We start from the raw sequence: 22,723 nt of genomic DNA, 5'->3' as shown, positions 1-22,723 counted from the left end.
TATCGTACCTACGCGGTATGATACGGTTAGACGTTATGACGCATCCTGAGATTGTTGGTGTTCGGTATAAAACGTTTTGTGTTCGATAAAGGTCACGGGTGTTTCTGCATAATAGTGGCTCCCCTCCATACTCACGGCTAGACGAATTTGCGTCTCCTCACTGCTTGGAGCAGGGAGGGTAACCGTCCAAGTAGTGCCTTTTTCATCGCGAATTTGCATGGTTTGTGGGGGGGTCTCTGTCAAACCAATTTGCGCGCCCTCCAAAGGCAGCTCGCTGACCAACCTTAGCGTTAGCTGATTGTTCTCGACACCTTGCGATTTCAGTTTGAGTTTCATATCGCCATTTTCGAGCTGACAAAAGCCACTGGTATAGCGACAGTTAGAACGGACCGCAAGCGGGTAGCTTTGTCCTGGCTGCGCGGCTTTTGGTGGTTCGGAGACCGCCTTATCGACGGCGAAATAAGCGATCACCGCTAAAATGGGGGCGACCAGCATTGCAATGACCACATGCTTGTTGGTTAATAAACGCGTAACCGTCGACATCATGCCTCTCCTTGGCTGGAAGTAATAAACCGTGTAAAAGCCCCCGAAGGGGCTTGATAGATTAACACTGTATTAGTGTGATTGTGCATCACCCGCGCCAGATGGCATGCGAACGTGCTCGACCAAATCTTGAACCTCTTGCGGTGTCTCTTTGGTCAGACGTGAGACAATGATTGCCACCACAAAGTTACATACAGCGCCCACCGCGCCAAAGGCATTTGGCTCGATACCGAGAATCCAGTTGCTACCGAGGCTTTCTAAGTAGGTCCAATCAGAGATAAATAGAATCCCCTTGTGTTGGAATACGTAGAATAGGGTGACGCTGATCCCTGCGACCATACCGGCAATCGCACCCTCTTTGTTGATGGTTTTGGTGAAGATCCCCATCATTAGCACTGGGAAAATCGATGATGCGGCCAAGCCGAACGCCAGTGCCACCGTCCCGGCCGCAAAGCCTGGTGGGTTGAGCCCTAAGTAACCGGCCCCAGCGATGGCTAATGCCATAGATATCCGGCTCGCCAGCAGTTCGCCTTTTTCGCTGATATTCGGATTGACGACCCCTTTAATTAAGTCGTGGGATATCGCCGACGATATCGCAAGCAACAACCCGGCGGCAGTCGACAGTGCCGCGGCTAAGCCACCGGCAGCGACCAGCGCAATCACCCAGTTAGGGAGTTTGGCGATTTCAGGGTTTGCCAACACCATGATGTCACGGTCAACGCGTAGCTCGTTGGTTTCAGCGTTTGAGGTGTATTGGATTTTGTCGTCACCGTTTTTATCTTCAAAGCCCAGTAGTCCAGTAGTCTCCCAGTTTTTAAACCAGTCAGGACGCTGATCGTAGGCAAGGTTGTCACCGTTAGGCAGGTTCACCGTGTCCATCAGGTTCAAGCGAGCCATTGCCGCTACCGCGGGGGCTGAGGTGTACAAGATGGCGATAAAGAACAGTGCCCAACCAGCGGATGTACGCGCATCACGCACCTTAGGGACGGTAAAGAAGCGGATAATGACGTGCGGTAAACCGGCCGTACCTATCATCAGTGACATGGTATAGGCAAACATGTTAAGTGTGCTACCACGCACCGCGGTGGTGTATTCGACAAAGCCGAGTTCGGTCACCACCTGATCAAGCCGGTCGAGCAAGTATTGATCGGTCCCCGCCATGGTGCTACCTAAGCCAAGCTGTGGGAATGGGTTACCCGTCAGTTTGAGGGAGATGAAGATTGCGGGAATAGTGTAAGCCAAAATGAGCACGCAATACTGAGCAATTTGGGTGTAAGTAATGCCCTTCATCCCGCCCATCACGGAATACATAAAGACAATGACCATACCGATTAATAGCCCGGTGGAGTAGTCAACTTCTAAGAAGCGCCCAAAGGCGACCCCGACCCCTTTCATCTGGCCGATAACATAAGTGACCGAGGCGATGATCAAACAAACGACGGCAACAATGCGCGCGGTTTTTGAGTAGAAGCGCTCACCGACAAACTCTGGCACGGTAAATTTGCCAAACTTACGTAGGTAAGGGGCGAGCAACAGTGCGAGGAGCACGAAGCCGCCAGTCCAGCCCATCAAAAAGACCGAGCCCCCATAGCCCATAAACGCGATTAAGCCGGCCATAGAAATGAACGAGGCCGCTGACATCCAGTCGGCAGCGGTTGCCATCCCGTTGGCAACCGGATTAACCCCGCCACCGGCAACATAGAACTCTTTGGTGGAGCCTGCGCGTGCCCAGATCGCAATCCCAATATAGAGTGCGAACGTGAACCCGACAACAATATAAGTAATGGTTCTTAAATCCATGTGTTAGTCCTCTTACTCGTCGTCCACGCCGAACTCGCGATCGAGTTTGCGCATTTGTTTGGCATACACGAATATGATGCCGAGGAAGGTATAAATTGATCCCTGCTGAGCAAACCAGAACCCGAGTTTGTAGCCACCAATTTGAATGGTATTGAGGGCATCCACGAATAAGATCCCACAGCCGAATGAGACAACAAACCAGACAATCAGTAGACTGATCATCAGTTTTACGTTTCTGTCCCAGTAGGCTTTCGCGTGTTCCTTGCTTTGAAACGCCATCGCCTTCTCCTTGTTTAGCACGTTAATGGAATGTTACTTGAAGACGATAGCAGGGGATGGACGAAGCGACATTGCAACTTTAGTCGAGCGCAGTAAGCGGTAATGAGCGGAAAAAACAGGGTTTTTGTGAGCTAGGTACGGCTGGCTCGGGTTGAGCCAGCCAAGCCTTGCGCCAAAGGTCTAACTAAGGTGATAAAACTTTTGGATACCTTCAAGTAAATTAGCAACGGCGACGGAGGCTAGGATCAGCCCCATGACGCGGCTGATAATCGACGCGCCGACGTTGCCAATCACTTTGTGAATGACATTGGCTCCGAGGAGTAAGACCAAGGTCGCGACCAAAACAAAAAACATCACCCCAGCGGTCACCGCTTGTTCAGCGATGGCATATCGATTGTTATCCGTGAGCATGACCACCGCCATCATGGCGCCGGGAGAGGCGATAGAAGGAACGGCGAGCGGATACACTGCGGTGGCGGCAATTTCTGCTTTATCCACGTTTTCGCTCAGCATTTTGGCTTCTTGGCTGGGTTTTCCTTCACCGAAAATCATGGTGAGGGAAAACAATAGCAATACTAAGCCACCGGCCGCTTGGAACGCGGGCAAGGGGATTTGCATGGCTTCGAGCAAAATCTGACCGACAATTAAAAAGAACAGTAAAATAGCAAAGGCAATCGCCACGGCTTTCACCGCGACGCGGCGCTTTTGTTTGGCGGACATGTGGCTGGTTTGTGACAGATAAATGGGCACGCTACCGATAGGGTCGATCACGGCCCATAAAATCACGAATTGCGTAGCAAGAATACTTAACATAAGCGCTCCAAAGTCGGTGTCTGGGGCGCTAGCTTATCAAAGTTCGATATTGGATTGCTGCAATAAAATCACCGCCTGAGTGCGGTTTTTTACTCCTAGCTTACGAAAGATGGCCGTCATGTGCGCTTTAATAGTCGCCTCGGAAACCGCCAGGTCGTAGGCGATTTGCTTGTTCAGTAGACCATCGCAAAGCATTCGCAACACTTTGTACTGCTGTGGGGTCAGTGTGGCGAGTTTGTCAGATAAGCTCTCGCTCTCATCGTCTTCGCCGAGATTATCAGGAAAGCAGGGGGTGCCTTCAAGCACTTGGGTTAGCGACTGTACCAATGCACGCATATCGCTGGATTTAGGGATAAAACCAAACGCGCCATGGGAGCGGACTTGGCGGATCACGCTCGGCTCTTCACTGGCAGAGACCACCACAATTGGCAGGGTAGGATACTGGTGACGCAGCGCAATTAAGCCCGACATGCCATTAGCGCCCGGCATTTTAAGGTCGAGCAGCACCAAATCAACCTCAGCATCTCGCGCTAGGATCTGATTTAAACTGTCTAAGCTGTCTGCCTCTAGCAGGTTGGCACCGCTTATTGCCATGTGTACCGACTGAAACAAAGCATTTCGAAACAGTGGATGATCGTCGGCAATAACGATGGTGTGTTGCGCTTCCATAATGCGGCTATCTTTCCCTTTGTTTTCAATAAAGCTACCACCAGATATGGGGTTTATCAATTTTGTAACAAGAGAACTAAGAGATTGATCATTACTCGCTTTTTACTTCATCCACTAATCCATGCTGGCGCAGGTGAGTCATGAAAGCCTGAGGTGTTAAAAAGCCAGTAATGCGGGCTGTCGCATGACGCTTTCCATTGGGTAACCAAAAGTCGAGTGTGGGGAGCCCGGCCACGTCTTGGCTGCGCATTAACGCAAAATCGTCAGGACGATTTTCACTGAGATTCACTTTAATCCGGTGCATGCGGTTAAGTTGCTGAGCCACGTCTGGATCGGTAAAGGTTTGTGTGGCGAACTGCTTACACGGAATGCACCAATCGGCGTAGTAATCGACAAAGGCAATTTTCTGACTGGCGGTTGCGTTGGCGAGCTCTTCATCAAGCGCTGTTTGGCTGTTGACGGTCACAAACGTTGGCGCCGCGATAGTATCCGATGTGTTTGCAGGAGCGGTAGCGTGCTGCGAGCGAACGATATAAAGCGCACTGGCGCCCAGTGCGACAATCAACAATCCAGCAACCAGTGCAAAGCGGCGACCCTGTCTCATACGTTTTCCTTTTCATGCTAATAGGATGAGTATACACACATACCATGATCACACCGCATGGGTGTGCGACTGGATCAACTGACCGGGCGTCACACCAAACTGACGCTTAAATGCGGTAACGAAGTTAGAGGGGTGATGGTAGCCCGCCCAGTAAGCTGCTTCGCCAATTGAAATCGCCTCATGCAGCAACTTTTCTTTGACCACCGCGAGCCGGCGGCGTCGAATGTAATCAGACACGGGCACGCCCAGATGGGTACGAAATCGACGCTGTAGTGTGCTGCGACTCAGGCCGCACGCCTGAGCGATGGTCGATATGGTCAATGCCGTATGCAGTTTGGTCTCAATATACGCGACGGCTTTTGCGACCTGTGGCTCATGGGTGGTAGGGGTGTGTTCGACAACAGGCTCAATGATCAGACCAGCGGTTTGGTCACACAGGTGCTTGATGATGGTGAGTGCATGGAGGTGCTGGGTCAGTGGATCCGCCTCATGTTGCCTATTGGCGCTGGGCAATAAGGCGCGAGTGGGGTCGAGTATAGAGGTATTCGGTGGCCAGCGTACACAGCCTAAATGATGGCGATGCAAGGCACTAAGCAGTGGCAAGGCTTGCTCGTCTGCATACCCTTCAAGCCACTCTGGTGGCAGTAATATGTTCACTTTTTTCAGGTGATTCCCTTCAATTAAGCGACGGCGAAAGGTGCTATCACGACACACGGAGACGGCAATCGCTTGGGGCTGGTGACGTGCATCACACCGATAGGTGTGACCATCGTAGGCAAATTCCAGCACGCCCTCGAGGACTATCACTAGGGTGATCCCCAGATGGGCACGGTGGAGTACATTGGCGTCACATAACTCATCGGTGATCCCGCCATCGATATGTAACCCACCCGGGCATAAGGTATGTGAAAACTGTCCTCGTACCAGAGATTGCGTCCGTTGCGAGTGGGTAGCCATGATCTCGGCGTGACCCTCTGCGCTGGATTCTCGTTGTGTGCAAACAACAGACACGGGTGCTGCCATAGTGTTCCCCCTTAACATGCCGCATCAACGTGCTATGCATAAACGCTCTGCGCATAAAAGCTTGATGCGTGCGCATAATTCTTTTTTCTTCCTGAAAAGCACTTAAACAGTAACATAAATGCGAATTAGTATCATTTAGTTGTTTGGTTGCCCAAGAAGGAAATGAATCATGATGTTGTTACTTCCCGCTAAGGCGCGTCCAGCCTTGCTTGCGCTGAGCATTGCCAGTGCTTTGTGTCCCTCTGCGATGGCTGATAGCCCCGAAGATGAAAGCATAGAAACGGTGTCCGTGTGGGGCACAAAAGTGTCTAGCTCCTCCCGTTATCTGGGGGAGGCTGATCTTACCGTGAAGCAGCCCGATCACCTCTCTGACCTATTACGTGATATTCCCGGTGTGGATGTGGGCGGCACGCACTCGCTCACCCAGCGCATTAATATCCGTGGCTTTACCGAACAAGATCTGGATATCACCGTCGATGGCGCCTCACAAGGCGGTAAAATGTTCCACCACATCAGCAACCTCACTTTAAACCCTGACATTTTGCAGCGTGTTGATGTCGCGGTGGGTGCATCGTCGATTATCACCAACGAGCTGGGGGGCGCGGTCGCGTTTGAAACCAAGGATCCGTACGACCTCTTGCGTGCCAATGAGACATTTGGGGCACGGTTAAGTGCGGGCTGGGGTAGTAACGATTACCAACAAGGCTCGTTGACCGTTTATGGGGTGTTGAGTGATGAATGGGATGCGATGGCTTACATCAGCCGTTTTGATCGCGACAACTTTAAAGACGGCAATGGGCATCGTACTTTTGGTGGTGAAGGCGCAGTTACCAATGGCTTAGTGAAACTAGGCTGGGAGCCTGCGATTGGGCATCGCTTTGAAGTCAGTTATGACAAGTACCGTGATAAGGGCGATTACCTGCCGCGTCCTGATATGGGCGTGAGCTTCAACCGCAATCGTACGGGCGAAATGACGCTGCCAGTGACCTACGATCGTGATACCGCGACGATCAACTATGAATACACGCCGTCACAAGCCATTGAATTAAAAGCGCTGGCCTATTATAACCAGCTGTCACTCACCCGTGATGAAACCGAATTTGCAACCCACCCATTTCTGGCTGACCGCAAAGGCGTCAATGTGGCAGAAGACACAAATATGGGGGTACAACTCAGTGTGTCGCAGCGTATTGGCGATCATCAGCTCGCGTACGGTGCGCACTATGAAAACCAAGACAACGACACCCAATTTGCCAAACCGGGTGTACAGATTTTGGAGTCGGCCGACAAGATTGCGCTGTATGTGGAAGACAAGATAGCGCTGAGCTCACGCTTTTCGGTGATGCCAGCGGTACGTTATGACAGCTTTGATCGTCGAGCGACCAGCTCGAGTCAGCGTTATGATGATGTGTCGCTGGCGTTGGGTGCCGAGTTTGTCGCTAACGACTACCTCACCCTGTTTGCCAACAGTCGAGAGCTGCACAAAGCGCCGCCGTTGAATGAATCATTTACTACCACAGCACTAAGTGAAAGCGCGGATAAAGACTTGAAAGCCGAGCATGGCCGGACCGATGAAATTGGTGTGCGCCTTTCGAATGCAGCGGCGCCAAAAGACTACTCGTTAACCGCCAATCTAACGGTATTTCGCACCTATCTCGATGATGAAATTGTGGTGCGTAGTTACAAAGATGGTGGTGGCAACTGGGCTTATGAAACCACCAACCGTGGCGATGTCACCTATCGTGGCTTTGAAGCCAGTACCTATTGGGCATGGCAGCAGTGGACGGCGTCAGCCAGTTACAGTCGCACGGATGTGAGTTATTCAGAGGCGTATCAACTGGATCAGATTTTTGGTCGCGCCCGCCACCTCGGCGATACCGTAGCCTTGAATGCGGATTACGCGTTGACCCGTTGGGATGTTTTGCTGGGGTGGAACACTCAAATTCAGCGATCGACCACCGTTCCTGATAGCAACTTGACCAAGCCGGGCTACACAGTCCACAACGTGTTCGCTCAGTGGCAACCGATGGCAGTAGACGGATTCACTTTGACGGCAGGGGTCGACAACCTGTTTGACAGTCGCTATCGCTCGCATGCGTCAACGTCAGGTAAACGAGGCGCAGAAATCCTCGATTACGAGCCCGGTCGCAATATTAAATTGACGGCATCCTATCAATTTTAATCGCAAAGAGGTGGGCGCTTGCGCCCACCTATCAAGGAGCATTGATGCCTAGTATGACGACGATGATTGACTCCGAGCATGCCCCACGTTACTTGCAGACCTTGTGTCGTCACTTTGGTCGCAAAGTCGAGGCGAGCTGGGATGAGCAAACAGGACGCGTACATTTCCCTGCGGGAGTGTGTGATATGCAGGTGCAAGGAACCCAGTTGCGTGTTACATGCCATGCCGATGATGAAGCGAGCTTAACCTTGGTGACTGAGACGGTCAGTAGCCACATCAAGATGTTTGCACGCCGAGAAGCACTGCCCCATCAGTGGCAGTGCGTCGCCGACGCTTAGGCGTGTTTTTTCGCGCGCCCTTGCACCGCCTTAAAACGTGGATTGGTTTTGCAAATGACGAACATGCGCCCGCGACGACGGACAACCTGACAATCAGGGTGGCGCTGGCGGGCGCTTTTTAGTGAGTTAACGACCTTCATGACGACGCCTTTTTGCGGCGGCCTACTTGGCCAAACTTACGCGCAAAGTGTGCCGCGCGCCCTTCTTTGTTCGTCGCTCGTGCCTTCCCGGTATATACCGGGTGTGAGGCGCTCGAGATATCCAGTGGATAGTAAGGATAGGTTTTGCCATCTTGCCACTCGATGGTACGTGATGTTTGCAAGGTTGAGCCGATAATAAAATAGGCGTCAACACTGGTGTCATGAAAAACGACAGAACGGTATTCGGGATGGATATTGGCTTTCATAACGACTCTCCGTTGTTTGTTATGATATAACATAACATCACTGAGAAAGAATGAAAAGTCCATCAGCGTCTAGGTTAAAGATCTCATTTCCCGAACTTTTTGTTGTCAGTTCGCGAAAAGTGTTACTTTTTCTTACCTGAATCAACATGCGCGTGACGGCATCTGGTTAGGATTTGGCCATGGTGCTGAGCGCGGTTGCTCACATCTCCCACCAAGGATGGTGCTTATTAGTGGCGATAGGCCGACGGAGGAGCCGTCATATCGTATCTACCCCAATACGCCATGGGCGTGCCATAGACAATGAATGCATGTGAACGGACGCGTGGGGACGTCTATCCAAAGTAGGAGAAAGTTATGTTCTTGGTTGAGTTATTAGTGGTACTCAGCTGCATCTTAATTGGTGCCCGTATCGGCGGCATTGGTTTAGGTGTGATGGGCGGGGTCGGGCTCGCTGTCTTAAGTTTTGGGTTTGGTTTACAGCCCACGCATCCGCCGATTGATGTTTTATTAATGATCATGGCGGTGGTCGCCGCGGCAGCCACCATGCAAGCAGCAGGTGGCTTGGATTTTTTAATTAAAATTGCCACCAATATATTACGTAAAAACCCACGTCACATTACCTTTGTTGCCCCTTTAGTGACTTATGTCTTCACCATGATGGCGGGAACCGGACACGTTGCCTATTCGGTCTTACCAGTTATCGCTGAAGTCAGTCGTAAAAGCGGCATTCGTCCGGCTCGTCCGTTAGGGATGGCGGTCATTGCCTCGCAATTTGCGATTGTGGCCAGCCCCATCGCCGCTGCGGTGGTGGCGTGTGTGGCCTTTTTAGAGCCGCAAGGGATTACCCTTACTGATGTGCTGTCGGTTACCATTCCCAGCACCTTTATTGGCCTTGCCTTGGCGTGTGTGATTGTTAATAAGCTGGGTAAAGAGCTTAAAGACGATCCTGAATATCAACGCCGTTTACAAGATCCCGACTTTCGTCGAGAAATGGAAGCGGATTTGGCCGTTGAAGATATCGAAGTCACGCCGGAGGCGAAGAAATCGGTTGGCTTGTTCTTATTTGGTGCCTTAGCCGTGGTCATCATGGGGGCATTCCCAACCCTGCGCCCGGCCTTTGATGGCGAGCCAATGGGGATGGCGCATACCATTGAAATCGTGATGTTGTCAGTGGGGGCACTGATCATTTTGACCTGTAAGCCGGACGGCAATGCGATTAGCCAAGGTTCGGTATTCCATGCCGGGATGCGTGCGATTGTCGCTATCTTTGGTATTGCTTGGCTAGGTGATACTTTGATTGGTGGCCATGGCGAGATGGTAAAAGAGGCGGTGTCTGGCTTGGTTGAGATGGCACCGTGGACATTTGCGTTTGCGCTGTTCGCTTTGTCAGTCATGGTGAACAGCCAAGGTGCAACGACAGCGGTGTTGGTGCCTGTGGCGATTACCTTGGGGCTGCCGCCTTCGATGATTATTGCGACCTTTGTAGCGGTGAATGGCTACTTCTTTATTCCTAACTACGGGCCGATCATTGCCTCTATCGACTTTGACCGAACCGGCACCACGCGGATTGGTAAGTATATTTTTAATCACAGCTTTATGGCACCAGGCTTGCTGAGTATGGTGTTCAGTATCGCTTGTGGTTTGCTGATTACCCAGGTGTTGTAACGGCAATTGAAGGTATAAAAGAAGGGCGCTATCAGCGCCCTTGTTGTCTCTGTAGGTGGTTGGTGTCTGTTGTGAGTGACCCACTGATGACTGACCCACTAGGCGTTAAAGCGTTTACCGCGATACTTAGGATGCATCAGGTTCTCCACCGAGAAGATCTCGTCCAGCTCCGCCTCGGTCATTAAACCACGCTCGAGCACCACCTCTTTGACGCTCTTACCCGTTTCGGCGCAAATCTTACCGACAATATCGCCTTCATGGTGGCCGATAAAGGGGTTAAGATAAGTGATAATCCCAATCGAGTTAAGCACGTAGTGTTCGCACACGGCTTGGTTAACGGTGATCCCACTCACGCACTTCTCACCCAAGTTCCGGCAGCCATTCGCCAGAATGGAGATAGACTCAAACAGCGCCTGGCCAATCACCGGCTCCATCACGTTAAGTTGCAATTGACCGGCTTCGGCAGCAAAGGTGATGGTGGTGTCATTCCCCATCACGCGATAGCAAACCTGGTTCACCACTTCTGGGATCACCGGGTTAACCTTAGCGGGCATGATGGATGAGCCGGCCTGCATTTCAGGTAGGTTAATTTCATTGAGCCCGGCACGTGGGCCCGAGGAGAGCAGTCGGAGGTCGTTACAAATCTTCGATAGTTTCACCGCCAGGCGTTTTAGCGAGCCATGGACCATCACATACGACCCACAGTCTGACGTGGCTTCAATCAAATCTTCTGCTGGGATACACGGCAGGCCTGTGATTTCAGCTAGGCGTTTCACCGCCAGTTGCTGATAGCCTTCTGCGGCATTCAGTTTGGTGCCAATCGCGGTGGCGCCGAGGTTGACCTCTAACAGCAGCGCGGCGGTATATTTAATGTTTTTGATTTCTTCGCGCAGTAGCACTGAGAAGGCTTTGAATTCTTGCCCGACCGTCATCGGTACCGCGTCTTGCAGCTGGGTGCGGCCCATTTTGATGACATGCGCATAGGCTTCAGCTTTGGCATCGAATTCTTTTTGCAGGTAATCAATCGCATCCATTAGCTTGAGAATGCTGTTGTAAACGGCAATACGGAAGCCTGTTGGGTACGCACAGTTGGTGGATTGGCTCTTATTGACGTGATCGTTGGGGTTAATCACATCATAGTCACCTTTCTCATGCCCCATCAGTTCAAGCGCAAGGTTGGCAATCACCTCGTTAGCATTCATGTTCACTGAGGTGCCTGCACCGCCTTGGAAGACATCCGAGGGGAACTGGTCCATGCATTTACCCGTTTCCAAAATCTGGTCACAGGCTTTAACAATGTAGTCACCGACATCAGAAGGGATCACGCCGAGTTCTTGGTTTGCCATCGCGGCGGCTTTTTTGGTGTATACCATGCCGCGTACGAAATCGGGAATGTCTGAAATACGGGTACTTGAGATGGTAAAGTTCTCAATGGCGCGCAAGGTGTGAATACCGTAATACGCATCGGCTGGAACAGCGCGTTGACCGAGTAAGTCTTCTTCAAGGCGGGTTGCAGTAGTCAGCGTAGGGGTATCATTGGGTGTAATAATCGTCTGAGACATGTGTTGGCCTTAACATCAAAGTTATTATAATGATTAAAACGTCGCCACAAATTTTGCTGTAGAATCCATTCCTCAGAGATTTTGGCTGGATGTATCGTCTCTTACATCCTTTCGCCGCTATTAGAGCATATGATGCGGTGAAAAGGGCTGACACCGGTCACAGCACTAAGAGGAGGCGATAACAAAATGCGCTTTCTTGCCGCGAGATTCAAGCAGTAAATCCACTTTCCCGATTCGGCTTTTGCGTGATTTTGATGTTAGGATGAAAAGTGAATTTCCAGTGCGAGGTGAACCGTGTTTCCAGTTTTATTACTGCTATTTATTTTGGTGCCAGTGATCGAAATTGGCCTGTTTATTCAGGTTGGTGGCTGGCTGGGGCTGTGGCCCACACTGGCACTGGTTTTGATTACCGCGTTTGTCGGTGCGTCTCTGGTGCGAAGCCAAGGCATTATGACCTTGGCTTCGGTGCAAGACAGGCTCAACCGAGGGGAATTACCCGCTCAGCAAATCCTTGAAGGCGTGATGCTGGCCGTCGCTGGCGTGCTGCTGTTAACGCCAGGTTTTATGACCGATGCGATGGGGATGTTGGTGCTTTTACCTAGGCCGCGAGCCGCGCTCGCCAAACAAGTGATGAAGCGCGTCACTGTGTCTCAAGCAGGCTTTAGCCAAGGTGGCTTCCATCAGGGGGGCAATGCGCAAGGCCCTTTCGGGGAGGATCCTTTCCGTCGCGGAGGCCGTGGTGAGGATGGCAACACCTTTGAGGGGGAATATGAGCGCAAAGATGACGATGATGACCATCGCCTGCGCTAAGCTATTTCGGGATTAAGCCCAGCCAAAAGGCCGCATGAAGATGCGGCCTTTTTCGATCATGGCGTCAGCTTACTCGTTGAGCTCAGGACGCTGACGGTATTGGTCGAGTGATGCTGGGTTATCCAACGCGCTTAACTGTGCCACGTCTTGGCCATGAACCACATCGCGCACCGCCAGCTCAGCCAGTTTCCCTGACTTGGTGCGTGGAATATCGCTCACCTCGGCAATCACGGCGGGAACGTGACGTGGCGTGCACTGGGTACGGATGGTTTTTTTGATGGCTTGCTTGAGTGGCTCATCCAGTGTCACGCCGGCGGCGAGTTTAACGAATAGCACCACGCGGACATCATTTTGCCATTGCTGGCCGATGACCACTGAATCCATGATCTCGCTAAGCTGATTCACATGGCGATAGATTTCTGCCGTGCCAATTCGTACCCCGCCTGGGTTTAGTACCGCATCAGACCGACCATAAAACACCATGCCGCCTTGTGCGGTCAGGCGCACATAGTCACCATGAAACCAGATATCATCAATCTTGTTCCAATAGGCATTGTGATAGCGACTGCCATCGGTATCGTGCCAAAAGCCAACTGGCTGGTTGGGGAAGCTATTACAGCACACCAGCTCCCCTTTCTTCTCCTCGACCGCTTGGCCTTGGGCGTTAAACACTTGTACATCGAGCGCCAAGCCCCGCTTTTGGCTTTCACCGCGATAAACCGGTGACAGCGGACTGCCAAGGACAAAGCAGCCACAAATGTCGGTACCACCCGCAATCGAGCTTAACTGCAGATCAGACTTTATCTTTTGATAGACATAATCAAACTGCTCGGGCGCAAGTACCGAGCCGGTCGAACACAAGACGCGTAGCGACGCCAGCGAGTAATCATCTTTCGGTGCCACCCCTTGTTTTTCCAATGCTTCTAAGTATTTCGCCGCCGTACCAAAAAGGGTGAGCTGTTGCTGCTCGGCCAGTCGCCAAAGTACCCCCGCATCGGGATAAAACGGTGAGCCATCATAAAGCACCAAGGTCGCGCCGCTTGCCAAGGCACTGACCTGCCAATTCCACATCATCCAGCCGCAGGTGGTGAAGTAGAAAAAGCGATCACCGGGGCGCACATCCGAATGGAGCTGATGCTCTTTCAAATGATTGAGCAATATTCCCCCCACCGAATGAATAATGCACTTGGGCTTACCCGTGGTGCCGGAAGAGTACAGCACAAAGAGTGGGGCATTGAACGCCACGCGGGTAAAGCGAAGCGGCGGCGAGTCCTTGGCTAATAAGTCTTGCCAGTTATCCACGCCAGCAGGTAAAGAAGGTCGATCGCTATCAAAAGGGATCACCACTAGGCGCTCAATGGCCGGTACGTTATCCACCACCTGCTGTGCTTTATTCAGGCAGTCATAGGTTTTGCCGTTGTAGTGGTAATGATCGGTGGTAAACAGCACTTTGGGCTCGGTTTGGCCAAAACGGTCTAACACACTGTCGACGCCAAAGTCCGGTGAGGTTGAGGTCCAAATCGCGCCCAGTGCCGCGGTGGCAAGCATTGCAATCACGGTTTCAGGGAGATTAGGTAAATAGCCAGCAACCACATCGCCCGGTTGAACACCTTGCATATCTAGGTAGTGACGGATGGCCGCGACCTGATCGACGAGCTCACGCCAAGTGAGAGTTCGTGCTACCTCATGCTCACCGCTAAAAATCATCGCCGGTTGGTCGGCATATTGCTCTGCGTGCTTTAGTAGGTTTTCGGCATAGTTCAGACGTGCGGTGGGAAACCAGTGGCTATCTCGATTGGGGTGCTCGGGGTCGATATCGCACACTCTCTCGCCCAGATCGCCGATCACGCCAGCAAATTGCCATAACTGTTGCCAAAAATCGCCGCTTTGACGTACTGACCAGGCATAAAGATCGTCATAACCACTCAGCTGGGTGTCGTGAGTCTGATTCACGGCACGGATAAACGCGGCGAGTAACGTGTGGGTTTGACGCTCCTTATCCGGCGCCCACAACAATCCGTCTTTCATGTTCTCTCCTTAGCTCTTATCAGGGTGTGCCTGTATAAATGCATCCAGCGTTTGGCACTGTGCCTCAATGTGCGTCAAAGTTGGGTAGGCCGTTAAATCAAACGCAAATCGGCGTGCATTAAACAGCTGCGCGACCAAACAAATATCGGCCAAATTGGGCGCTTCTCCGCCGATAAAGGGGCTGTCTAATCCTTGTAGTTTGGCTTCCAAGCCATCGAACCCTTGTTTTAGCCAATGGTGATACCAAGTGATTTTGTCGTCATCACTATGGCCAAAGGGGCCAGTTAAGTATTGCAGAACCCGTAAGTTATTGAGTGGATGCACATCACAGGCAATGTCGAGTGCCAAAGAGCGGCACTGGGCTTTTTGCACTGGATCACTGGGGAGCAGTTTGACCTGTGGATAGCGCTCATCGAGGTATTCGATAATGGCGAGCGATTGGCTCAAGGTGACATCGCCATCGACCAAGGTCGGCACTAAACCGGCGGGGTTGAGCGAACGATAGGCGTCGCTATGCTGGTGTTTATCCAGCAGGGACACGGTTTCTCGTTGGTAGGTGAGGCCTTTAAGGCCAAGGGCGATGCGGACGCGGTAGGCCGCGGTCGACTTACTGTAATCATAAAGCAGCATACAAGCTCCTAGACGGCGTCAACGTCAAGCGCGCCTAGAGGCACTAGGCGCGCATCAAGGTTACTCGGCAATGTAGCGGGTCACGGTTTGCTCAATGGCACCGAAAATAGACGCATCTTGGCTGTCGCGCATATCGATGGTGACGCTATCGCCAAAGGTCATAAATGGGGTTTTTGCCTCGCCTTGGTCGATAATTTCCAACATGCGCTTTTCGGCTAAGCAGCACGAGCCTTTACTGCGATCGGTATTGGACACGGTGCCGGAGCCAATAATAGTCCCGGCACTGACATGGCGGCTTTTCGCCACATGGGCGACCAGCTCGGCAAAATCAAAGGTCATATCGACACCGGCCTCGGGCGAGCCGAACCATTCGCCGTTCAGGGTGACATGCATCGGTAAGTGGACTTTATGATCGTGCCAGTGATCGCCCAGCTCATCAGGGGTAACCGCCACCGGCGAAAAGGCAGAGGCGGGCTTGGATTGGAAAAAGCCGAACCCTTTGGCAAGCTCGCCGGGGATCAGGTTGCGCAGGGAAACATCGTTGACCAGCATCAGCAGTTTAATGTGTTGGCCCGCTTTGTCAGCACTAAGGTGCATGGGCACATCATCGGTGACGACGGCAAGCTCGGCTTCAAAGTCACAGCCCCATGCATCATCCACCAATTCAATCTCGTCACGTGGACCGAGAAAGCCATCAGACATGCCTTGATACATCAGTGGGTCGGTCCAAAAACTCTCAGGCATTTGTGCGCCGCGTGCTTTGCGCACCAGTTCAACGTGGTTAACGTAGGCGCTGCCATCCGCCCACTGAAAGGCGCGGGGCAGTGGTGAGTCGCAGACACTGGGGTCAAAGGCAAAGGACTCACTGACTTGGTTGTCATTGAGCGCGTCGTAGCGCTGAGTCAGTTTGGGCGCCAGTGTCGCCCAGTTATCGAGTGCCGCTTGTAGTGTGGGCGCAATATCGTCGGCGTGGACGGCGCGAGTAAGGTCACGAGAGACCAAAATCAATTTGCCATCACGTCCGTGTTTGAGTGAAGCCAGTTTCATTGCTTTCTCCTTCGCTATTCTGCGTCACTTGGCGTGCGCCAAGAGTAAACATAATCGGTCAGTTCGGTGGCTTTCGCCGCGTCGCTCATATCAAGTGGCATGCGGGTATCGATCATCACCGCCACTTCATCGGTCTCTTTTTTCTGATGCTTTTTGCCCGCAGCAAAGGCTTTTGGGTGAGGGCCATGTGGGAAGCCACAAGGGTGTAGGGTCACCATGCCGGCATCAATGTTATCGCGGCTGAAAAAGTCACCTTGGTGATAGAAAAGCACCTCATCATAGTCATCGTTATTGTGGTAGAAAGGCACCTTCAGTGCGCCGGGATCCGACTCGATTGGGCGGGGGACAAAGGTGCAAATCACAAAACCTTGCGCGACAAAGGTGGTGTGCGCGGATGGCGGTAAGTGATAACGATGGCTCATCAACGGGCGGATATCTCGCCAGTTGAGTCGGAATACGGTGAGGTTGCCCTTCCAGCCCACCGCATCGAGTGGGTTATAAGGATAAGTGACGCGGTTAAGCTGTTGGCGCGATTTGATCATCACCTGCCAGCTTTCGTTATCGGATTGCTGGGCTTTAAAGCTATCGTCAATGCGCGCATGTTCTAACACCGCGGGGTCAAACACCGCATGTTCGCCGACAATGCCTCGTTCGGCGCTCATGTAGGAGCCGTGAGTCGCTTCAATCATCAGCAAAGTGGTGGCCTCATCTGGCACGAGCCGCCAGCTGGTGGCGCGAGGAATGATCAAATAATCGCCTTTGGTGTAGCGCAAGTGGCCATAATCGCAATACAGCGAGCCTTCGCCCTGATGGACAAATAAGCAATCATCACCATCGCTGTTGCGCACTAGATAAGACATGGCGGTATCGGTGCGCCATAAGCGAACCTGAACGTTGGCATTGGATAACAGCACAGGTGCATCCATTGGCGATGTGCCTTGAGTTTCAACTCGGTTGGTATCAAAAGCATGCGGTCGCAATGGCCCTTCCCACTCGCTCCAGCCCGTCGGGGGATGGCGGTGATACATATGACTGGCCGGGCCAAAAAAGCCTTCTTTGCCACACTCGCGCTCGTAGGTTCCCTCAGGGAAGTCGCAGTGGGCTTGACGTGAGGCATCCCCTTCACGAATGGGGAATGAAAACCACTTTCGCATAACTCGCTCCTTGTGCTGGGCGGCCGTGCTCACCGGGACGGCCAAATAGTTTCAAAAGAAACAATCTATTCGTTTATATTAGCGATCAGAGACGAGAAAAAGCAACGCGCTGTTAACAAATAATTTACCTTTTGTGTTCAGTATTTTTGCCGCTTAAAAACCGTAAGTGTAAACAAAGCACTACCTTTGCATCTTATCGAAGCCTCTCGTAAAGTATTCCACATGATTTCACTTGAAACTAAATGATATGACCCTTCCTCATTTAGCGCTCGATAGCTTTTTGCCTTATAAGCTGGTTCACACGGCGGAACTGGTTGCCGATAGTCTTGCGGCACGTTATGAAGCAGAGTTTGGATTGTCGCGTCCAGAATGGCGCGTGCTGGCCTCTTTGGGCGCACGGGATGGCGTGATGGCGAAAGATTTAGCCGCAGAAACGCGGCTGGATAAAGTAAAAGTGTCGCGCTTGCTTACCCGTTTAGAGCAGCATCAGTTAGTGGAGCGGCGCGCGTGCCAAGGTGATCAGCGCGCCGCGTTAGTCCATTTGACCGACAAAGGCCGCACCCATTATCAGACCATTGTTCCCAAAGTACTGGAGTGGGAAAAAGCCATGCTCGAGGGACTCAGTGCGGCGCAGTATCAAGCGCTTTATCAGGCGCTAGATGTGTTGCAGCACCGCGTTCATGAACTGGATCAAGCAGGCAGTGAAGACGCGAGCATCTGACGGCGCAGCACCAGGGCATACAGGTACGCCATAATACCGGCCAGTAGATTGGCAATGGCGATTCCCGCAAACAGGCCATGGGTGCCGTTGACCATGCCGCCCAGCCATGCACAGGGCACTAGGAAGACAAACAAACGCACTAGGTTGCAAGCGAACGAATGCAGTGAACGCTTCATGGCATTCAGGCCGCCGACCAATAACATCAAGGTGCCTTGTAAGCCGTAACTGGCCGGAACCACCATCAAATAGTGGGCAATTTCTTGTTGAACCCGCACATCGTCACTGAATACATCCGCAATCAGATCGATAAAAGGCCACAGCGACAAGTACACGGCAAACTGGAACAAAATGGCAAAGCGCATCGCGCTAAACAGCGCTTGAAAGGCCCGTTGGTGATATTGCGCGCCAAAGTTTTGCGACATTAAGGGCGTGAGCGATGACGTCATCGCCATCATCACAATTAATAAAATGGCTTCAATGCGTTGAGCGGCGCCATAGGCGGCAACGCTTTCTGTTCCCTGTGAGGCAAGCATCATCATTAAAATGGCGCCTGCGGCTGGGTTTAAGGCATTGGTCATTCCAGCCGGCATGCCAATTTTGAGGATCTGACGCACATCAGTCGCTAGCTTGCTCCATTGCGGCGGCATCAACAGTCGCTCACGGCGGATAAGTATACTCAGCGCGGCCATTAATGCGCCGGCCCAGCTGACGGCACTGGCGATGGCGGCCCCTTGCACACCCAGCTCGGGAAATGGGCCCAAGCCAAAAATCAGTAAGGGGTCGAGCGCCCCATTAATCAGGCCGGAGACCATCATGATTTTCGCCGGTGTTTTCGTGTCGCCTGTGGCACGGATAGCCGCGTTCCCTGCCATGGGTACCACAAGTAATGGAATGGTGAGGTACCACACTTGCATATAGTCATGGATTAACGGCAATAAGTTGTCGCTTGCCCCCAACGCGGAAAACACTGGGTTGATGGTGGCCGCCCCCAACCAGCCGACGGCCATCACCATGAAGACCGCCAAGATCAAACCGTGACTCGAGACCCGCGCAGCATCTTGATGATCGCCCTGGCCGAGTAATCGCGCGACCAAGGCAGCAATGCCGACCCCTAATCCGAGCGTGATGGAGTTGACCGCAAAGGTGATGGGAAAGGTGAAGCTCACCGCAGCTAGTGCTTCCGTGCCAAGCAGTGAAATAAAGAAGGTATCCACCACATTGAACATGATGATCGCGAACAGCCCAAATACCATGGGTACGGTCATCTTACGTAATGTGAGGTTGATCGGGGCAGACAGCAGCCCGTGTTTGTCGTTCATAGTTTCTTATCACTGGGTTGGGACGGCTTACCCTAGCGGATCCTCACAATCGGAGAAAGTTGCCAGTCTAAAAAAACAAAAAAATTGCTGTAAAACCCTTGGGAAAGAAAAAGGGCGTCCCCACATAGGGAGTTACATCAGGAACCGGACGCATGTACGGCCTGTGTGCATACTTACTTCATCAAACGGAACATCATTACTAATTCAGGAGACGACCGATGAACATTCGTCCACTACATGATCGCGTTATCGTTGAGCGCCAAGAAGCTGAGTCTAAATCAGCGGGCGGCATCGTGTTAACTGGTTCTGCTGCAGAAAAGTCTACCCGCGGTAAAGTGCTGGCGGTAGGCAAAGGCCGTATTCTTGAAAACGGCAACGTGCAGCCATTGGACGTTCAAGTGGGTGACACTGTTATCTTCTCTGAAGGCTTTGGCACCAAGACGGAAAAAATCGAGGGTCAAGAAGTTCTGATCTTGTCTGAAAGCGACATTATGGCAATCGTTGAATAATTCATTTCACCTCCAATCAATAATGTAAGAAAGGAATAGAATCATGGCTGCTAAAGACGTTAAATTTAGTGACGACGCGCGTGCGAAAATGCTCGAAGGTGTGAATGTTCTGGCTGATGCCGTGAAAGTCACACTGGGCCCTAAAGGTCGTAACGTAGTACTAGACAAATCATTCGGTGCCCCAACCATCACCAAAGATGGCGTCTCTGTTGCGCGTGAAATTGAACTGGAAGACAAGTTCCAGAACATGGGCGCACAAATGGTGAAAGAAGTAGCGTCTCAGTCAAACGACGCGGCGGGTGACGGTACCACTACCGCTACAGTATTGGCGCAATCCATTGTTAATGAAGGCTTGAAAGCAGTAGCGGCAGGCATGAACCCAATGGATCTAAAGCGTGGTATCGACAAAGCAGTTGTTGCGGCGGTTGAAGAGCTGAAAAACCTATCAGCGCCTTGCACCAGCAACAATGCGATTGAGCAAGTGGGCACGATTTCCGCGAACTCTGACCACACCGTTGGTAAGATCATCGCTCAAGCGATGGAAAAAGTAGGCCGTGATGGCGTGATTACCGTTGAAGAAGGCCAATCACTGCAAGACGAACTGAGTGTCGTAGAAGGTATGCAGTTCGACCGTGGTTACCTGTCTCCTTACTTCATCAATAACCAAGAAGCCGGTAACGTTGAGCTGGATAACCCATTTATCCTGCTGATCGACAAAAAAGTCTCGAACATCCGCGAGCTGCTACCAACCCTTGAAGCGGTTTCTAAAGCGTCTCGTCCACTGCTTATCATTGCAGAAGACCTTGAAGGTGAAGCACTGGCAACCTTGGTGGTCAACAACATGCGTGGCATCGTTAAAGTTGCGGCTGTAAAAGCACCTGGGTTCGGTGACCGTCGTAAAGCGATGCTACAAGATATCGCAACCTTGACAGCAGGTACTGTGGTTTCTGAAGAAATCGGCATGGACCTAGAGAAAGTGACGCTGGAAGATTTGGGTCAAGCCAAACGTGTCACTGTTACTAAAGACAACACCACCATCGTTGACGGTGTTGGTGAGGAAGCTGCGATTGAAGGGCGTGTTGCGCAGATTCGTCAGCAAATCGAAGAAGCGACGTCTGATTACGACAAAGAGAAACTGCAAGAGCGCGTCGCCAAACTGGCTGGCGGTGTTGCGGTGATCAAAGTCGGTGCAGCGACTGAAGTCGAAATGAAAGAGAAGAAAGACCGTGTTGAAGATGCTCTGCACGCAACACGTGCGGCGGTTGAAGAAGGCGTGGTTGCCGGTGGTGGCGTTGCGCTTATCCGTGCTGCAAGCAAAGTCGGTGATCTGAAAGGTGACAACGAAGAGCAAAACGTCGGTATCCGTGTTGCGCTGCGCGCCATGGAATCACCTCTTCGTCAAATCGCGACTAACGCAGGTGATGAAGACTCAGTGGTTGCTAACAAAGTGAAATCTGGCGACAACCACTTTGGCTACAATGCATCAACTGGCGAATACGGTGATATGATTGAGATGGGCATTCTTGACCCAACCAAAGTAACACGTAGTGCACTACAGTTCGCTGCCTCTGTTGCGGGTCTGATGATCACGACTGAAGCCATGGTTACCGATCTGCCACAAAAAGACGGCGGTGCTGATATGGGCGCTGCTGCTGGTATGGGTGGCATGGGCGGAATGGGCGGCATGATGTAATCGCCTCTCCCCCTGAAATGAAAAAACCCAGCTTCGGCTGGGTTTTTTCGTTGTGTGCTGTCTGAATCTATTTTTAATCGTCAGTGTGCTGAGGTGGATGAGAATATGTTCATCACGGCCACACCAGAGACAATCAATGCCATTCCGATCACCGCCGGCGTATCCAGCTTTTGGTCAAAGACCAGCCAGCCAATCAAAGCAATCAATGTCACGCCCGCGCCGGCCCATATGGCATAAGCGATGCCTACAGGAATTGCGCGCAAAGTGAGGGCGAGTAGATAAAAAGAGAAACTGTATCCCACCACCACTAATATCGAAGGAACGAGCTTAGAAAAGCCGTCACTGTTTTTGAGTGATGCGGTTGCAATCACCTCTGCCACAATAGCAAACCCTAGAAAAAGCCAATGCTTCATATCGATGACTCCCAAGTGAGAAACAGGCAGGCCATGCTACCAGCCAATTTTTATGATGTATGCCTCATTTTGAGTGGAGAAGAGTGAAAAATACGATCGGGCATGTAAGCCAAGGTGAACACTGGCGGCAAAATATAGGGGGTAAAATAGACAAAAAAAGGTGTTTTGTACGAATTTCGTTCAGGTGAGATTTTTTTTAAAAAAAGGGGTTGCGGTAAAAACTGAGATCTCTATACTGCGCTTCCTGTTGACGGGGCARCGAGACGCAAGTCACGAAATGCCGACCACGAAGTCAAYACGCTCTTTAACAATTTGACCTATGCAATCTGTGTGGGCACTCGTTGAGAATAGACAAAAAGATTTATTCGATGAACTGAGTGACCAAACGATAACTTTTAGTTATTCGGCACAGTCAATTCGTTTGTCTCTTCGGAGATAAACAGTAATCAGTATTCATTGAGCAGTTTCTACGGAAACACCAAACTTAAATTGAAGAGTTTGATCATGGCTCAGAT

Annotated in this window: 23 protein-coding genes; 7 read left to right on the top strand and 16 right to left on the bottom strand. The window is 51.6% G+C overall.

The genetic code is table 11. The features are described 5' to 3' along the window. Positions 1-33: 33 nt before the first annotated feature. The 7 genes from BZG74_RS12900 to BZG74_RS12870 form a co-directional block, all read right to left on the bottom strand. Positions 34-546, bottom strand: coding sequence for a hypothetical protein (locus tag BZG74_RS12900; RefSeq protein WP_235605762.1), 513 nt, complete (start codon positions 544-546; stop codon positions 34-36). A gap of 69 nt (positions 547-615) precedes the next feature. Next, positions 616-2,343, bottom strand: coding sequence for a sodium:solute symporter family protein (locus BZG74_RS12895; RefSeq protein WP_077772975.1), 1,728 nt, complete (start codon positions 2,341-2,343; stop codon positions 616-618). A gap of 12 nt (positions 2,344-2,355) precedes the next feature. After that, complete coding sequence (locus BZG74_RS12890; RefSeq protein ID WP_046074540.1) at positions 2,356-2,622, bottom strand: DUF4212 domain-containing protein; 267 nt, start codon at positions 2,620-2,622, stop codon at positions 2,356-2,358. Positions 2,623-2,802: 180 nt separating this feature from the next. Then, entirely contained in the window at positions 2,803-3,435 is a 633-nt protein-coding gene (locus BZG74_RS12885; RefSeq protein WP_077772974.1) for a MarC family protein, read from the bottom strand. Between the two features lie 36 nt (positions 3,436-3,471). After that, entirely contained in the window at positions 3,472-4,104 is a 633-nt protein-coding gene (locus BZG74_RS12880) for a response regulator (RefSeq protein WP_077772973.1), read from the bottom strand. Between the two features lie 91 nt (positions 4,105-4,195). Next, positions 4,196-4,708 carry a thioredoxin fold domain-containing protein gene (locus BZG74_RS12875; RefSeq protein WP_077772972.1) on the bottom strand — a complete coding sequence of 171 codons (513 nt, stop codon included), beginning with the start codon at positions 4,706-4,708 and terminating at the stop codon, positions 4,196-4,198. A gap of 48 nt (positions 4,709-4,756) precedes the next feature. Beyond that, positions 4,757-5,731 carry a helix-turn-helix transcriptional regulator gene (locus tag BZG74_RS12870; protein ID WP_158020657.1) on the bottom strand — a complete coding sequence of 325 codons (975 nt, stop codon included), beginning with the start codon at positions 5,729-5,731 and terminating at the stop codon, positions 4,757-4,759. A 169-nt stretch (positions 5,732-5,900) separates the two neighbouring features. Between BZG74_RS12870 and BZG74_RS12865 the strand changes: the two genes are divergently transcribed. Continuing rightward, positions 5,901-7,913, top strand: coding sequence for a TonB-dependent receptor domain-containing protein (locus BZG74_RS12865; protein ID WP_077772970.1), 2,013 nt, complete (start codon positions 5,901-5,903; stop codon positions 7,911-7,913). Between the two features lie 44 nt (positions 7,914-7,957). Continuing rightward, positions 7,958-8,251, top strand: coding sequence for a DUF2218 domain-containing protein (locus BZG74_RS12860; protein ID WP_069361520.1), 294 nt, complete (start codon positions 7,958-7,960; stop codon positions 8,249-8,251). On the opposite strand, the gene ykgO is transcribed toward BZG74_RS12860, so the two are convergent. Next, positions 8,248-8,391, bottom strand: coding sequence for a type B 50S ribosomal protein L36 (gene ykgO / locus BZG74_RS12855; protein ID WP_069361519.1), 144 nt, complete (start codon positions 8,389-8,391; stop codon positions 8,248-8,250). The two genes, BZG74_RS12860 and ykgO, sit on opposite strands and share 4 nt — an antisense overlap. After that, positions 8,388-8,657 carry a type B 50S ribosomal protein L31 gene (locus BZG74_RS12850; RefSeq protein WP_077772969.1) on the bottom strand — a complete coding sequence of 90 codons (270 nt, stop codon included), beginning with the start codon at positions 8,655-8,657 and terminating at the stop codon, positions 8,388-8,390. Before BZG74_RS12850 ends, ykgO begins: the two co-directional genes overlap by 4 nt. A gap of 354 nt (positions 8,658-9,011) precedes the next feature. On the opposite strand from BZG74_RS12850, the gene BZG74_RS12845 reads away from it, so the two are divergent. Beyond that, positions 9,012-10,322 carry an anaerobic C4-dicarboxylate transporter family protein gene (locus BZG74_RS12845; protein ID WP_069361517.1) on the top strand — a complete coding sequence of 437 codons (1,311 nt, stop codon included), beginning with the start codon at positions 9,012-9,014 and terminating at the stop codon, positions 10,320-10,322. 98 nt (positions 10,323-10,420) lie between these two features. On the opposite strand, the gene aspA is transcribed toward BZG74_RS12845, so the two are convergent. After that, on the bottom strand, positions 10,421-11,872 hold the full coding sequence (aspA, locus tag BZG74_RS12840) for an aspartate ammonia-lyase (RefSeq protein ID WP_392397595.1): 1,452 nt from the start codon (positions 11,870-11,872) through the stop codon (positions 10,421-10,423). A 306-nt stretch (positions 11,873-12,178) separates the two neighbouring features. Between aspA and BZG74_RS12835 the strand changes: the two genes are divergently transcribed. Next, a complete protein-coding gene (locus tag BZG74_RS12835; RefSeq protein ID WP_077772967.1) occupies positions 12,179-12,694 on the top strand; it encodes an FxsA family protein in 516 nt (171 codons plus the stop codon). Positions 12,695-12,763: 69 nt separating this feature from the next. Here BZG74_RS12835 and BZG74_RS12830 read toward each other — a convergent pair whose 3' ends face one another. The 4 genes from BZG74_RS12830 to BZG74_RS12815 are packed head-to-tail and all read right to left on the bottom strand — an operon-like array spanning position 12,764 to position 17,553. Continuing rightward, a complete protein-coding gene (locus tag BZG74_RS12830; protein WP_077772966.1) occupies positions 12,764-14,722 on the bottom strand; it encodes an acetoacetate--CoA ligase in 1,959 nt (652 codons plus the stop codon). A gap of 9 nt (positions 14,723-14,731) precedes the next feature. Beyond that, a complete protein-coding gene (maiA, locus tag BZG74_RS12825) occupies positions 14,732-15,352 on the bottom strand; it encodes a maleylacetoacetate isomerase (RefSeq protein ID WP_077772965.1) in 621 nt (206 codons plus the stop codon). 60 nt (positions 15,353-15,412) lie between these two features. Next, positions 15,413-16,399, bottom strand: a complete 987-nt coding sequence (locus BZG74_RS12820; RefSeq protein WP_077772964.1) for a fumarylacetoacetate hydrolase family protein — start codon at positions 16,397-16,399, stop codon at positions 15,413-15,415. Positions 16,400-16,413: 14 nt separating this feature from the next. Next, entirely contained in the window at positions 16,414-17,553 is a 1,140-nt protein-coding gene (locus BZG74_RS12815) for a homogentisate 1,2-dioxygenase (protein WP_077772963.1), read from the bottom strand. Positions 17,554-17,785: 232 nt separating this feature from the next. Here BZG74_RS12815 and BZG74_RS12810 point away from each other — a divergent pair, with 232 nt between their 5' ends. Further along, on the top strand, positions 17,786-18,274 hold the full coding sequence (locus tag BZG74_RS12810; protein WP_316243046.1) for a MarR family winged helix-turn-helix transcriptional regulator: 489 nt from the start codon (positions 17,786-17,788) through the stop codon (positions 18,272-18,274). On the opposite strand, the gene BZG74_RS12805 is transcribed toward BZG74_RS12810, so the two are convergent. Continuing rightward, complete coding sequence (locus tag BZG74_RS12805) at positions 18,244-19,593, bottom strand: MATE family efflux transporter (RefSeq protein ID WP_077772962.1); 1,350 nt, start codon at positions 19,591-19,593, stop codon at positions 18,244-18,246. The genes BZG74_RS12810 and BZG74_RS12805 overlap by 31 nt on opposite strands. Positions 19,594-19,811: 218 nt before the next feature. Here BZG74_RS12805 and BZG74_RS12800 point away from each other — a divergent pair, with 218 nt between their 5' ends. Both BZG74_RS12800 and groL read left to right on the top strand, forming a co-directional pair. Then, complete coding sequence (locus BZG74_RS12800; RefSeq protein WP_046074554.1) at positions 19,812-20,102, top strand: co-chaperone GroES; 291 nt, start codon at positions 19,812-19,814, stop codon at positions 20,100-20,102. A gap of 43 nt (positions 20,103-20,145) precedes the next feature. Continuing rightward, positions 20,146-21,795 carry a chaperonin GroEL gene (gene groL, locus BZG74_RS12795; protein ID WP_077639278.1) on the top strand — a complete coding sequence of 550 codons (1,650 nt, stop codon included), beginning with the start codon at positions 20,146-20,148 and terminating at the stop codon, positions 21,793-21,795. A gap of 80 nt (positions 21,796-21,875) precedes the next feature. Here the strand turns inward: groL and BZG74_RS12790 are convergent, their stop codons facing one another. After that, positions 21,876-22,208, bottom strand: coding sequence for an SMR family transporter (locus BZG74_RS12790; protein WP_077772961.1), 333 nt, complete (start codon positions 22,206-22,208; stop codon positions 21,876-21,878). Between the last annotated feature and the right edge of the window lie 515 nt (positions 22,209-22,723).

This window comes from Salinivibrio sharmensis (assembly GCF_001995985.1).
Taxonomy (GTDB): Bacteria; Pseudomonadota; Gammaproteobacteria; order Enterobacterales; family Vibrionaceae; genus Salinivibrio; species Salinivibrio sharmensis.
This window is presented reverse-complemented; position numbering and strand designations above follow the sequence as displayed.